The sequence below is a fragment of the Chitinimonas violaceus genome, assembly GCF_052601015.1.
This window is the reverse complement of record NZ_JBQXDJ010000046.1, coordinates 1-12,441: the sequence shown is the minus strand read 5'-3', so window position 1 is coordinate 12,441 and position 12,441 is coordinate 1. Positions and strand designations below refer to the sequence as shown.

At 52.4% G+C, this 12,441-nt stretch carries 13 protein-coding genes, 1 tRNA gene and 1 pseudogene; 9 read left to right on the top strand and 6 right to left on the bottom strand.

Going from position 1 to position 12,441, the window contains the following annotated elements; translation table 11 throughout:
- Position 1 precedes the first annotated feature (1 nt).
- The 5 genes from ACUHMQ_RS14690 (at position 2) to ACUHMQ_RS14670 (ending at position 2,952) form a co-directional block, all read left to right on the top strand.
- On the top strand, positions 2 to 484 hold the full coding sequence (locus tag ACUHMQ_RS14690) for a type II secretion system protein (RefSeq protein ID WP_445296212.1): 483 nt from the start codon (positions 2 to 4) through the stop codon (positions 482 to 484).
- Positions 459 to 854: a type II secretion system protein gene (locus tag ACUHMQ_RS14685; protein WP_445296211.1), complete on the top strand. Its 396-nt coding sequence runs from the start codon at positions 459 to 461 to the stop codon at positions 852 to 854. Before ACUHMQ_RS14690 ends, ACUHMQ_RS14685 begins: the two co-directional genes overlap by 26 nt.
- Entirely contained in the window at positions 851 to 1,342 is a 492-nt protein-coding gene (locus tag ACUHMQ_RS14680; RefSeq protein ID WP_445296210.1) for a type II secretion system protein, read from the top strand. Before ACUHMQ_RS14685 ends, ACUHMQ_RS14680 begins: the two co-directional genes overlap by 4 nt.
- A gap of 279 nt (positions 1,343 to 1,621) precedes the next feature.
- Positions 1,622 to 2,404: a substrate-binding periplasmic protein gene (locus ACUHMQ_RS14675; protein ID WP_445296209.1), complete on the top strand. Its 783-nt coding sequence runs from the start codon at positions 1,622 to 1,624 to the stop codon at positions 2,402 to 2,404.
- 185 nt (positions 2,405 to 2,589) lie between these two features.
- Positions 2,590 to 2,952, top strand: coding sequence for a DUF805 domain-containing protein (locus tag ACUHMQ_RS14670; protein WP_445296208.1), 363 nt, complete (start codon positions 2,590 to 2,592; stop codon positions 2,950 to 2,952).
- Positions 2,953 to 3,061: 109 nt separating this feature from the next.
- Here the strand turns inward: ACUHMQ_RS14670 and uvrB are convergent, their stop codons facing one another.
- Entirely contained in the window at positions 3,062 to 5,080 is a 2,019-nt protein-coding gene (gene uvrB / locus ACUHMQ_RS14665; protein WP_445296207.1) for an excinuclease ABC subunit UvrB, read from the bottom strand.
- A gap of 142 nt (positions 5,081 to 5,222) precedes the next feature.
- On the opposite strand from uvrB, the gene ACUHMQ_RS14660 reads away from it, so the two are divergent.
- Entirely contained in the window at positions 5,223 to 7,283 is a 2,061-nt protein-coding gene (locus ACUHMQ_RS14660) for a putative bifunctional diguanylate cyclase/phosphodiesterase (protein WP_445296206.1), read from the top strand.
- Between the two features lies 1 nt (position 7,284).
- On the opposite strand, the pseudogene ACUHMQ_RS14655 reads toward ACUHMQ_RS14660, so the two are convergent.
- Positions 7,285 to 7,418: pseudogene (locus ACUHMQ_RS14655) on the bottom strand (IS5/IS1182 family transposase); the annotation flags it as partial.
- Between the two features lie 496 nt (positions 7,419 to 7,914).
- Here ACUHMQ_RS14655 and ACUHMQ_RS14650 point away from each other — a divergent pair.
- The gene (locus tag ACUHMQ_RS14650; RefSeq protein ID WP_445296205.1) at positions 7,915 to 8,367 is read left to right on the top strand and encodes a hypothetical protein; all 453 of its coding nucleotides are present in this window, start codon (positions 7,915 to 7,917) and stop codon (positions 8,365 to 8,367) included.
- A 158-nt stretch (positions 8,368 to 8,525) separates the two neighbouring features.
- Here ACUHMQ_RS14650 and cysB read toward each other — a convergent pair whose 3' ends face one another.
- Positions 8,526 to 9,461 carry an HTH-type transcriptional regulator CysB gene (gene cysB / locus ACUHMQ_RS14645; protein WP_445296204.1) on the bottom strand — a complete coding sequence of 312 codons (936 nt, stop codon included), beginning with the start codon at positions 9,459 to 9,461 and terminating at the stop codon, positions 8,526 to 8,528.
- A gap of 405 nt (positions 9,462 to 9,866) precedes the next feature.
- Here cysB and ACUHMQ_RS14640 point away from each other — a divergent pair, with 405 nt between their 5' ends.
- Positions 9,867 to 10,598 (top strand): phosphoadenylyl-sulfate reductase, encoded by a 732-nt coding sequence (locus ACUHMQ_RS14640; protein ID WP_445296203.1) that lies wholly within the window; start codon positions 9,867 to 9,869, stop codon positions 10,596 to 10,598.
- Positions 10,599 to 10,652: 54 nt separating this feature from the next.
- Positions 10,653 to 10,743 (top strand) — tRNA-Ser (locus tag ACUHMQ_RS14635).
- Between the two features lie 1,013 nt (positions 10,744 to 11,756).
- Here the strand turns inward: ACUHMQ_RS14635 and ACUHMQ_RS14630 are convergent.
- From ACUHMQ_RS14630 to ACUHMQ_RS14620, 3 genes are read right to left on the bottom strand one after another with little or no spacing between them, the layout of a single operon-like run.
- Positions 11,757 to 11,954 carry a hypothetical protein gene (locus tag ACUHMQ_RS14630; RefSeq protein ID WP_445296202.1) on the bottom strand — a complete coding sequence of 66 codons (198 nt, stop codon included), beginning with the start codon at positions 11,952 to 11,954 and terminating at the stop codon, positions 11,757 to 11,759.
- Positions 11,955 to 11,964: 10 nt separating this feature from the next.
- Positions 11,965 to 12,198 (bottom strand): D-Ala-D-Ala carboxypeptidase family metallohydrolase, encoded by a 234-nt coding sequence (locus tag ACUHMQ_RS14625; RefSeq protein WP_445296201.1) that lies wholly within the window; start codon positions 12,196 to 12,198, stop codon positions 11,965 to 11,967.
- Positions 12,199 to 12,203: 5 nt separating this feature from the next.
- Positions 12,204 to 12,305, bottom strand: coding sequence for a hypothetical protein (locus ACUHMQ_RS14620; RefSeq protein WP_445296200.1), 102 nt, complete (start codon positions 12,303 to 12,305; stop codon positions 12,204 to 12,206).
- Between the last annotated feature and the right edge of the window lie 136 nt (positions 12,306 to 12,441).

The following is a 12,441-nucleotide window of genomic DNA, read 5'->3' as shown; positions in this document are numbered from 1 at the left end:
TATGCCCCTGCGCCAGCCAACCTACCTGAATGGTTTCAGTCTGATCGAGCTCTTGGTCACACTGGCCATTCTGTCGGTACTGGCAACGCTGGTGATTCCTTCTGCCCAGGTCACATTGCAGCGAGTCAAGGAACAAGAATTGAAACAGGCGCTTCGCGAAATCCGAGCTGGTATCGATGCCTACAAGCAGGCTTTCGATGCCGGCCATATCCAGCGGCAGCAAGACGCCAGTGGCTACCCACCCAGCTTGACGACCTTGGTGGATGGCGTACCCGACCAGCTCAACCCATCGGGCCGCAAACTGTTCTTTCTACGCCGAATTCCACTCGACCCATGGTGCAACGATTCCGAGGCCGAGCGTTGCTGGGGCAAACGCAGCTATGCCAGTGAAGCCAGTAATCCAGCGGAGGGAGAGGATGTCTACGACGTGTATTCGCTTGCACAAGGAGAAGGACTCAATGGTTTGCCCTACAGGAAATGGTAAGCCGCCCCGTGGCTTTACGCTGATTGAGCTCCTGGTCGTCCTGGCCATCGTGTCCCTGTTGCTTACATTGGCGGTGCCGCGCTATTTTCAGAGCATCGACAAATCCAAGGAGGTGGTACTGCGCGAAAACCTGCAAATTACCCGCAGCGCCATCGACAAATTCTATGCCGATACAGGGCGCTACCCAGATAGCCTTGATGAACTGGTTGAAAAGCACTATCTGCGCAGTTTGCCCATCGACCCAGTACTGGACAGCACTAGCGCCTGGAACCTGATCACCGCGGAAGTTGAGCACGGCAGTGGCATCTACGATCTGAAAAGCACTGCCGAGGGCAGCACGGCCGACGGCAAGCTGTTTTCCAGCTTATGAATCCCCTCCTCCCTCGCCAGGCTGGTTTCAGCTATCTGGCATTGCTGATCTTTCTGGCTGTGATGGGCGTAGCTGCCAGCGCAACGGTGCTGTTAGGGAGCATCGCACAACGCCGTCAGGCCGAAGACACCCTATTGCAAACCGGTGCAGCCTACCGGGCGGCACTCAGCAGTTACTACCGCGCCATGCCGCCAGGCAAACGCCGTTACCCACAACGACTGGAGGACTTGCTGCTTGACAGCCGCTTCCCCAAACTGAAGCGCCATCTGCGCCAGCTCTACCCCGACCCGATTACCGGCCAGATGGACTGGCAGCTGATTCGGCATCCCGATGGCGGCATCATGGCCATCGCCAGCAAATCAACCGCTTCCCCGATCAAAGTCGACCTGTTTGCGCCAAACGACAGCGACTTCAAAGGAAAGAGCCACTATGCGGACTGGGTGTTTACAGCGCAGACGCAAGCCAACGACAATGACCCAGGTCTTTAGAACCTGTTCAGAGTCTGCTGCGCATCTGCAATACGGTGTTAAAAACAGCCTCGGAATGCTCATTTACCACGCGTAAACTCCACTTCCTCGACTGTTTTCGCCCTAGCTCGCGAGACTTAGAACAGATTCTTAGCTATTCACTGTTTACGTATTTGTTGCAGCGCTGCAATCCGGGGCTCTGCCTTGCTCGAAATCCACTGGCATACAAGTGGATAATGCAGGCATATCTCTTGTTTCCACCCTATACAACATAAGCAGGTTTCGCCTCGGAGCACTGCTGTGAAATTCATCTGGATCATCAGTCTGCTACTGAGTATTGCCCTGCTGCCATCAGCCTGGGCCGAGCCTCATCAGATCGTCAACCTGGCTTTTGTCGATGTTGATTCCGCCCCTTTCCTGATGGGCAGGGGCGATAAGGTCGCCGACCCGCCTGGGCTGGCCGTCGAACTGGTACAACAGGCTGTCACCGCTGCCGGGTATCGGTTGCAGCTACAAAGGTTGCCACAGCTACGCATGTTGAAAGAGCTGGAGCATGGCCAGATCGATGGCGCCTTTATCTTTTCGTATACCGGGGAACGGGCACAACTGTATGCCTACCCCATGAATGGCAGCCATCCCGATTCAAGCCAGCGTGTTACCCATATCAGCTATGCGCTGTACCGGTTGAAAGGCGGAAGCGCGAGCTGGGATGGGCAGAAATTTGATGGCATTACGCTGCCGGTTGGCGTCAATACCGGCTGGGTGATGAGCACGACATTACGGGACAAAGGCTTGACGGTGGACGATGGTGGCAAAGGCTACCCGGAAAACTTCACCAAGCTCAAACTCGGCCGTATCTCCGCCTATGCGACTTTGGAGCCCTCGGCTGATAGCTATTTGAAGAATGCCGGCTTGACCGACCAGTTTGAGAAAGTCGGCCCACCGTTACAGGGCAAAGATTACTTCCTTTTATTCAGCAAACGATTCGTCACCGACAACCCGGAAGCTGCCAGAAATATTTGGCAAGCCGTGGCACGTGTTCGCGAAAAACACGAAGCTGCTTTGCTGCGCAAATACGATTGACCGGCTCTTTTTAAAACAGAATTAGAAATTACTTATCCAAACCCGCCAAAAATAGAACTTTCACGCCCGTAATACACCTAACCGAAATATGTCAAATTCATATATAAGGGTTTTATTTGAAGTGCCTGACATGCGGCAGCTAGAACCCCAAGTATGTTGAACTTGGCTTTAGGAAAGGGAAAGACATGAACTGGTATCTGGAAGTACTGAAGAAATACGCAGTGTTCTCTGGCAGAGCACGCCGGAAGGAATTCTGGATGTTCATTCTCTTCAACATAATCATCGGGTTTGCGCTCGGGCTCATCGAAAGGATTGCAAATCTCCCGAATATTCATGGGACAGGCATTCTGAGCCTTATATATAACTTGGCCATATTCCTTCCCTTTATTGCCGTAACCGTACGACGACTCCATGATATCGACCGTAGCGGTTGGTGGTCTCTTATCCTATTGATCCCATTTATCGGCATGATTGTCCTGATAATCTTTGCAATACAGGACAGCACGCCCGATGAAAATCAGTATGGTCCGAACCCTAAGGAGGAATAGCATCTGCAGCCCTACGGACTGTGATACTTCTTGCAATCACGTATTCAGCGGGCGAGGCAATAGAGTAACTAAAGAAAATATCCCCACACCCTTCGGCACGTTCGACCGTTCAAGCCGCGCCAAATACCCTTTCACGTAGCTTATGCAGCTGGTCGCGCAGCTCGGCAGCTTTTTCGAATTCTAGATTCTTGGCCGCTTCCATCATGGCCTTCTCAATTGTCTTGAGCTGCTTGGCTAGTGCTTTCTCATCCATTTCCTCCAGCAACATGGCTTGCTTACGTTCCAAGCGGTCGGCTGCCGCAGCTTCGCTATCATAGACACCGTCGATGATATCCTTGATGCGTTTGACCACACCGCGCGGCGTGATGCCATTGGCTTCGTTGAAGGCAATCTGCTTGGCGCGGCGGCGTTCGGTTTCGCCGATGGCTTTCTTCATCGATTCGGTAATCCGGTCCCCATACAAAATAGCTGTGCCATTCAGGTTACGCGCAGCCCGGCCGATGGTCTGAATCAAACTCCGCTCGCTACGCAGGAAGCCTTCCTTGTCCGCATCCAGAATCGCGACCAGCGAGACCTCCGGAATATCCAATCCTTCACGCAGCAGATTGATGCCGATCAACACATCGAACTCACCCAAACGCAGGTCACGCAGAATTTCCACCCGTTCCACGGTTTCGATATCGGAATGCAGGTAGCGCACCTTGATATGGTGTTCGAGCAGGTAATCGGTCAGTTGCTCGGACATCTTCTTGGTCAGCGTCGTTACCAGCACGCGCTCGCCGACTGCGGTGCGTTTCTGGATTTCACTCATCAAGTCATCCACCTGGGTCGTCACCGGCCGCACCATGATCACAGGGTCGATAAGACCTGTCGGGCGAACCAGCTGTTCCACCACCTGCCCCTGATGTTCAACCTCATAGTTGGCGGGAGTTGCCGAGACGAAAACTGTCTGCGGCATCATGGTTTCGAATTCTTCAAACTTGAGCGGCCGGTTATCGAGCGCCGACGGCAACCGGAAGCCATAATCGACCAGATTCTCCTTACGCGCCCTATCCCCTTTGTACATGGCCCCGACTTGACCGATCATGACGTGGCTCTCGTCAATGAACATCAGACTGCCCTTAGGCAGGTAGTCGATCAGTGTGGGGGGGGGAGAACCCGCTGGTTTACCCGAGAAATGCCGGGAATAGTTTTCAATACCTTTGCAAAACCCCATCTCCTGGAGCATTTCTAGGTCGAACTTGGTGCGCTGGTCCAGTCGCTGGGCCTCCACCAATTTATGTTCCTGATGAAAGAATTCCATCCGGGTTCGCAGTTCCTCCTTGATCGTCTCAATCGCGCGCAACACCGTGTGGCGCGGTGTGACGTAGTGGCTGGAAGGGAAAACGGTGAACCGACCCAAGCGCTGGCGGATATGGCCCGTGAGTGGATCGAATAGCTGAATCGACTCGACTTCGTCATCAAACATGCTGATACGCACGGCAAGGTCCGCATTTTCAGCCGGGAAGACATCGATGACATCGCCACGTACCCGGAAATGGCCCCGCGAGAAGTCGACTTCGTTACGCTCGTACTGCATCTGTACCAGACGCTTGACCAAGTCAGACTGCTGCAGTTTCTCGCCTTCACGCACATGCAGAATCATCTGATGGTATTCGCTTGGGTCACCGATACCGTAGATGGCAGACACAGTCGCCACAATTACCACATCGGGTCTTTCCAGCAGCGCCTTGGTGGCGCTCAGACGCATCTGCTCGATGTGCTCATTGATCTGCGAATCCTTTTCAATGAAAAGATCACGGCTTGGCACATAGGCTTCAGGCTGGTAGTAGTCGTAGTAGGAAACAAAGTACTCAACCGCATTCTCGGGAAAGAATTCGCGGAATTCGGAATATAGCTGCGCCGCCAGGGTCTTGTTGGGCGCCAGCACAATGGCGGGCCGGCCGGTACGCGCGATGACATTCGCCATGGTGTAGGTCTTGCCCGAACCAGTCACACCCAGCAGGGTCTGAAAACGCAGACCATCATCGATACCCTCCACCAACTGGGCAATGGCTGTCGGCTGATCACCGGCCGGCGGAAAAGGCTGATGCAGACGGTAGGGGCTGTCGGGAAAGGTAACTGTCATGGCGACCTCGGAAGTAAGCCAGTCATTCTACGCTAGGTGCTATTAATCAAAGGGAATGCAGTCGATCGATACGATATGGCATGTCGCTTTGATGACTGACTAGGTTTAGAGTGCAGTTAAGATCCTCGCTGGAGGTCTCTTCATGTCAAATGGTTTCAGCACCCGCGGCCTGCTGGATGCCCTTTTTCGCCATACTGGCGAGCAAGTGCTGGTGTTTGATCATGATTTGATCTGCCGTTTCGCCAACAAAGCCGCTTGCGATTACAAGTCGATGACCGAGGAATACCTGCTCGGTCATCACGCCAGCACCATCTTTTCCCCCGATCGTTACGAATCCACTACCTACGGCGCCCTACAAAAAGCACTAAGCGGCGAAACCATTCAATACCGCATATGGCGCGACCAACACGCAGGGGGGCAACGTGGTTTTGATGTGCGTATCGAACCAGTTCCCGACAGCAGTGGACAATTTCTGGGTGCACTCTTCAGCGCAAAGGATATCAGTGCGCAAATGCAAGCCGAAGAACGTGCACGGCTGGCCATGATGATGTTCGAGCATACGACGGAAGGCTTGATGATGCTTGGCGCGACCCGTCGTATCCAGATGGTCAACCCGGCTTTTACCCACCTGCTCGGCTACAGCATGGAAGAAACCATACGCAACGAACCCGAAATGTTCGTACCCAGCCTGCGTACTGGCGAACAACCCTACGCCGAAGTCTGGCACGCGCTCGAATACAACCACAGCTGGCAGGGAGAAATCACTTATCGGCGGCGAGATGGCCGCCATGTGCCCACTTGGCAGACCATGGTACGGGTACGGGACGGTCGTGGAGAAATTGAGCACTATCTGGCTATTCTCAACGACCTGACTGAACGGCAACGCTTTGAACACCAAGTGGAACAACTGGTCTACTACGACGTCCTGACCGGCCTGCCCAACCGGGCACTGCTGTCAGACCGGATCAACCAGGCCATGGTTCGGACGGAACGTCGGGCTGGTCAGCTGGCCATTGTTTTCATCGACCTGGACCGCTTCAAGGCCATTAATAATTCACTGGGCAACCACCTGGGCGATCAGATCCTGCAGGCTGTGGCCACCAGACTGAAACGGATTGCAGGAGAGGAAGGCACAGTAAGCCGATATGGCGCAGACCAGTTCGTTACCCTGCTCCCCCAGATCAACAGCCCCGACCAAGCCTCGACATTCTCGCATCATGTGCTCGATGCGCTTTGTGTTCCACACGAGGTTGGCGGCCAAAGTCTGACCGTTACCGCGAGCTTGGGCATCAGCGTCTACCCCGATGACGGTGAAAACCGGGAAGCATTGATTCAACACGCCGAAACCGCCATGCATGCCGTTAAGAAAGCCGGGCGCAATAACTTCCGCTTTTATACCCAGGATATGAACCAACGCAGCACCGAATTCCTGCTGCTGGAAAACAATCTTCGCAAGGGATTGCAGAAACAGGAATTCGTGCTGTATTACCAGCCACAGATTGATCTCAAGACCCGAGCAGTCGTTGGGCTGGAAGCCCTGATTCGTTGGCAGCATCCGGAGTTCGGTATTGTGCCGCCGAACCGTTTTATCTCGGCGGCCGAAGAAACCGGCCTGATCATGCCGCTAGGTAAATGGGTAATCCAGGAAGCATGCAAGCAAAACAAGGCATGGCAAAACGCCGGTGTGCTTTTTGCCCCGGTCGCAGTCAATGTCTCGGCACGGCAATTTGGCGAACAGCTGGAGTCGCTGACGCGTGAAGCGCTGGAAGACACTGGCCTGGAAGCGCATTGGCTGGAGCTGGAAGTCACCGAAAGCACACTGATGGAAGACTTGAACGAAGCAATTCTGATGCTGAGCACACTCAAGCAGATGGGTGTCCATCTGGCAGTGGATGACTTTGGTACGGGCTACTCGTCTTTGGCTTATCTGAAGCGTTTCCCGATCGATAAACTGAAGGTTGATCGCTCCTTCATCATCGATATCCTCGAAGACCCGGACGATGCTGCCATAGCAGGCGCGGTCATCAGCCTGGCCAAAAACCTGCGGCTGAAGGTGATTGCTGAAGGCGTGGAAAACGCCGCGCAGTTGGACTTCCTGGCTGAACTCGGCTGTGACGAGATACAAGGCTACTGGATTGCCAAACCTTTGCCTGCGGAGCAGATTCCAATCTTTCTAGCCGAGTGGAATGCACGTAAATCTTAATTGTAACCGCAACAGCATGCGGCAGTCCCCGAATACCCACCACTATATGACGTTGATCTCCGAGATCTTCTTGCCTGCGTCATAGCCCTTGCATTCTGCCGTGTCCGTGTTCTTCACGCTCTGTGCGTCCACCATCAAGAACGTGCTGCAGGCATTGTGCTCCTATTTCGATACAGACCACGCCAACCTGATTTTCTTAAGGCCGGTTGCAATACGCTCGCCCCCGTTTGCCTTGGCCTCAAACCATTTACACGGGCCGGAGGCTCGATGGTTGTTAACGTTTCTTGATAGGTAAAGAAGTAAAACCAAGTCTGGCAAAAACCACATCGGTTCACGGAAGACCGTTGTGGACGTACATAGTCTCGAAAGGATACCGCCACAAAGCATTAAAACGTTTTTGAAACCTATTCAAAGTCTTGCGAGCTAGAACGAGACAAGGTTTAAACAACAGAGGAAGCGGCGTTTGCAGGTGGTAAATGCGCATTCCAAAGGTGTTTTCAACACCATATCGCCGATGCACAGCAGACATTGAAGAGATACTTACCAAGCTATGTGCTGGAAGACGTTCAATGCGGCGCTAAACCTTTCGCTTTTTGTATATGCATCAAACCGACAAATTGGAGGTTCTTGTATGTCATTAACAACGCGAAATTGGGTCACACAGGCTGGTTATCCGCAAACGGGACCAGCGCTTCCTACACTACCCCCCGCTGCGCAAGCCGGTGTTTCAAATGCGATAGGAGAACTCCAAGCGAACCAGCTATTTGGCCTTCCGGGTCCCACCAATGTGACGGGTACATATGGCTGGCGTATCGATCGGCAGAATGCGCCGGCCGGTTTTGTTAATCTCAGCGTTCAGCGTAACGGTGTCGGGGCACCGAGCACTGTTGCCTCAGTCTTCTTACCTACAACGTTTAACATTGCGCCCGGACCTGGCGGGCCAGCGGCACAGCCATTTGCTTCCCGAATTTCCGAACTGCTGCGTGCGGTTCGCCGCGGACTTGAGGAAAGCTTCGCCACTTATGTTGCCGGCCCGCCTGCGCAGATTACCCGCAAAGAAATTACCGGCAATTTTTCCTCATGACTGATTTGCCGAAATACCTAATAACCCCATCAGCAGGGTGAAACACAGTATTAGAAGCCGGATTGTCCTTGGGTACAAGAGGCTTCGAAGTTCTTGGTGCGAAGCATCCTAGCCGTTCGGCGGCCCCCTTTCGGGGGCTTTCGAGCAGCACATAAGCCCTACTCTTCTCCCCGCGTATTCAATGCCTGCTCCACCACCTGCCGCTTTAAATGGGGTGCAAACCCTTCGATAAAGGAAAAGGTGTAACCACGCAGATACGCATCTCGCCGTACACCGATATGCGTAGTGGAAGGCTCGAACAGGTGTGAAGCATCAATCGCGAACAACCCTTGGTCACGGTGTACGTCAAATGCCATGCTGGCAATGATGCCTATACCCAGGCCCAGCCCCACATAAGTTTTGATCACATCGGTATCGATTGCTGTCAACACAACGTTCGGGCTGAGGTTCTGCGCTTCAAACGCACGATTGATCTTGGAGCGGCCGGCAAAAGCAAAGTCATAGGTGATGATGGGGTACGCTGCCACATCGGCCAAAGTGACGTTGCGACGCAGTTCGAGCAAGGGATGGTTATCAGGCACGATAATGCTGCGATTCCACTGATAACAATCCAGGCTGATCAACTCCGGAAACTGGTCGATACCCTCGGTAGCAATCGCGATATCGGCAGAACCATCCAATACAAACTCGCAAATCTGCGTAGGGCTGCCTTGCTTGATGGAGAGTTTTACCCCCGGGTATCGCTGCATGAAACTGCGTATCGTGGCGGGCAATGCATACCGGGCCTGAGTATGCGTGGTTGCGATAACCAAGCTGCCCTCTTCCTCGTTGACGAATTCCTCTGCTACCCGCTTGAGGTTCTTGGCTTCGCGCAGAATACGTTCCGAAATGCGCAGAATCTCCCTACCCGGCGCCGTTACATCCACCACACGTTTCCCGTTGCGGATAAACACCTGCACACCCAGCTCGTCCTCCAGCAAGCGAATCTGCTTGGAAATACCGGGTTGTGAGGTATGCAGCGCTTCCGCCGCTTCCGACACATTCAGGCCCTGCTTGGCCACCTCCACGAGATAACGCAATTGTTGCAGCTTCATATCCCACCTTAAGCATGGAAGGCACCTGCCAAACCCTGCGGCTTGGCTTGGTAGCACTGATTTTGAAATAACTGAGCTTTATAAAATCTTAACACAACAGTCTTTATTGCTTATTTGGTGAGACCGATAACATGAGCTTATTACTCATATCCGCTTGATCATCGGATCGGCCTCAGAACCTGTTCAGGACCTTACTGCGCAACTGTGATCAGGACTTATGTGCTGCTCGAAATCCTCATGTACCTAAGTACATTCCGGTTTCTATGCTGCTCTGTGCCCCACTGACAGCTGCTCGTCACAGATTTTGAACAGATTCTCAGACCCCGCAATTGACGCAGATCTACCCTACATTGCCATTACAAAACATAAGGGGCTGCCTCAACATCACCACATGGAACCCGAACCATGGAAAACACAAACAGCGCGCATAGCCCGACGCTGCAAGCCAAACTGGCGCATAGCTTGGGCTTGCTGCAACGTATAGCCAAAGAATTCCATCCCGCAGTCTTCGCCAATTCATTGGGGGCAGAAGACATGGTGCTGACCGACCTAATCTCCCGTCACAGTATTGGTATCGATATATTCAGCCTGGACACGGGACGTCTGCCAGCCGAAACCTACACATTGATGCAACAGGCAGCGGAGACTTATCCAACCAAGTCCATCAAAGTTTTCTTTCCTCGCGCTGAGTTGATAGAGGCCTATGTCAACACACAAGGCATCAACGGTTTCTATCATTCCGTCGAGGCACGTAAGGCTTGCTGCCATATTCGCAAACTCGAACCGTTAGCTCGCGCCCTAGCGGGCATGCGAGCCTGGGTAACAGGCTTACGCCGTGAACAATCCACCACCCGAACAGACATGTCAGAGGAAGAGTGGGATGCCAGTAATGGCCTGCAGAAATTCAATCCGTTATTGGCATGGACAGAAAAAGAAGTCTGGGCCTATATCAAGGCGTATCGAGTCCCTTACAACGCTTTACACGACCAACACTACCCCAGTATCGGCTGCGCCCCTTGTACCCGAGCCATCGCTATTGGCGAAGACATACGTGCCGGCCGTTGGTGGTGGGAGAACCCAGAAAACAAGGAATGTGGCTTGCACGCCAAGACCAGCAACCTTCACCCACCAAAATAGTCTGCCTTTTCAATTGCAGAGGCTGAGCGGTTTTGGCATAATGCGCGGCTTCGCGGAAAGGTGGATGAGTGGTTTAAGTCGCACGCCTGGAAAGCGTGTATAGGTTAATAGCCTATCGGGGGTTCGAATCCCCCCCTTTCCGCCATAATGTCGTTTAAAATCAACGACTTAGTTTTTCGATGTTGTCATTTTTATGCCTGTTTTGTACCTATTTGGACTGGGTAATGACAACATTTTGCCAGCATTTTTTTCTGGTTCTTCGTAGGCAATCTTTAGCGAACCAAAAATTGTTGTAGTAAAACTACGCCCGTAGTCTGTTCAGACTGACGGGCTTTGTCTTTTTCTTCCCTTCACTCTGCTAGTTCCCTCTTCAGCCAAGCAACGTACTTCTCATGCCGTATCGACAACACTTGCAGATGTACTCACTCAAGGTTTGAAACTGCGTCAAACTCCCTTGCCTTGAGCAATGGATAGCTTTGCCAGTCACTATCGGTATTTGTTACTACACAGTGCCAAAATGTGATGGGAGTATTAGTTCATGATGAAAATCTACTTACTACCATTGGCGTTGTATACATTGAGTCTTTTTGTTTGGGCGGAAGATGCCTCCAATGCTCCTAGGCATATCCAGGGTAAGGAAGGCGTTTGGAAAGGTCTTTCTGCTCAGCCTAACTCTCCCCCATATAACTTTAGCCCCAGTAATTACCTTGCCTTGGTCACTCAGACGACTCGGTATTTCAAGGACGGGAATCAGATAATAATATCTGGCCCGCCACCTTGCGTAACGGGAGTGTATGAGAACTATAGGTGCCTAACACCCAGCGAAGTATCAGATAGGAGCGGAAGAGATAATCTTACGCGAAGCGGAATATCGAATGGTTCGGGGGATGCACCTAAGAAATACATTCTTGGTGAGTCTTGTGTGAAATTGTCAGATATGACGAAACCACACTGCACCGATTCGGAAACTGCAGAGAAAGCTGTTCTCGACAGTCAGCTAAGTAAATTTTTTCAGACTGGACCATAAGGGAAAGGGCTAGTAGACCTATACGTGCTGCTTTCTAACCGCTCATTTCCCCTAACGAACTGTTTACTAATCAAGTAAGCCAAGTTGTATCAGTTTGATACCCCAATGCATTAATTTGACAGTCTCCAATCTCAATTGTCGATTGTAACCAATCCAGGTAAGTACTTCCCATCTCGCATCGTCAGCACTTGCTGCCGCTGCCGCGGGTCGATGCTCAGATGTATCCAAGAGCCCTCGTAAATCAGCTGATCAAACCGGAAATCCGGCAGGTTGACCAATAGCTGGCAGATCGACAATGGCGTCCCGAACTTCGGCGCAATGAAATCCACGGCCCACCCTTCACAATGTGCAGAGGTGTTTGTTCCACTCACTATCTATATTTAGCGCGGGAGAACGATAGCCGCTACTGACAATAATTGGCGCGTGGTTCAGGTGGGCGCGTACTGCTTCCATGGTGAGGGCAAGCGTGCGAAGGCGGGGTAGTACTACATCAGGTGGTGTATTGTCCAAAACCCGTTTCGTCGCTGTGTCACTCACCGTCAGCTCAGACAAGCTGAAATTTGGTGTCAGCATGGCTGTCATTCCCCACCTCCCATCTTGGTAATTTGGCGCTTAAGCCACACTTCAATGAACTGAGCACCCAAAATGCCCATTGCTGAGCCCAGTGCGATCAATGCCAAAGGCGGAATGGTAATCCCCCCATTTTTAAGGGGAGTCAGAAGTAGCGCTATGCGACCATGGCCAGCCGCTGTATTGGGGTAATACCGCCCAAGGCCATGTTAGGGCGTTCGTGATTGTAGAACCAGATCCAATCCG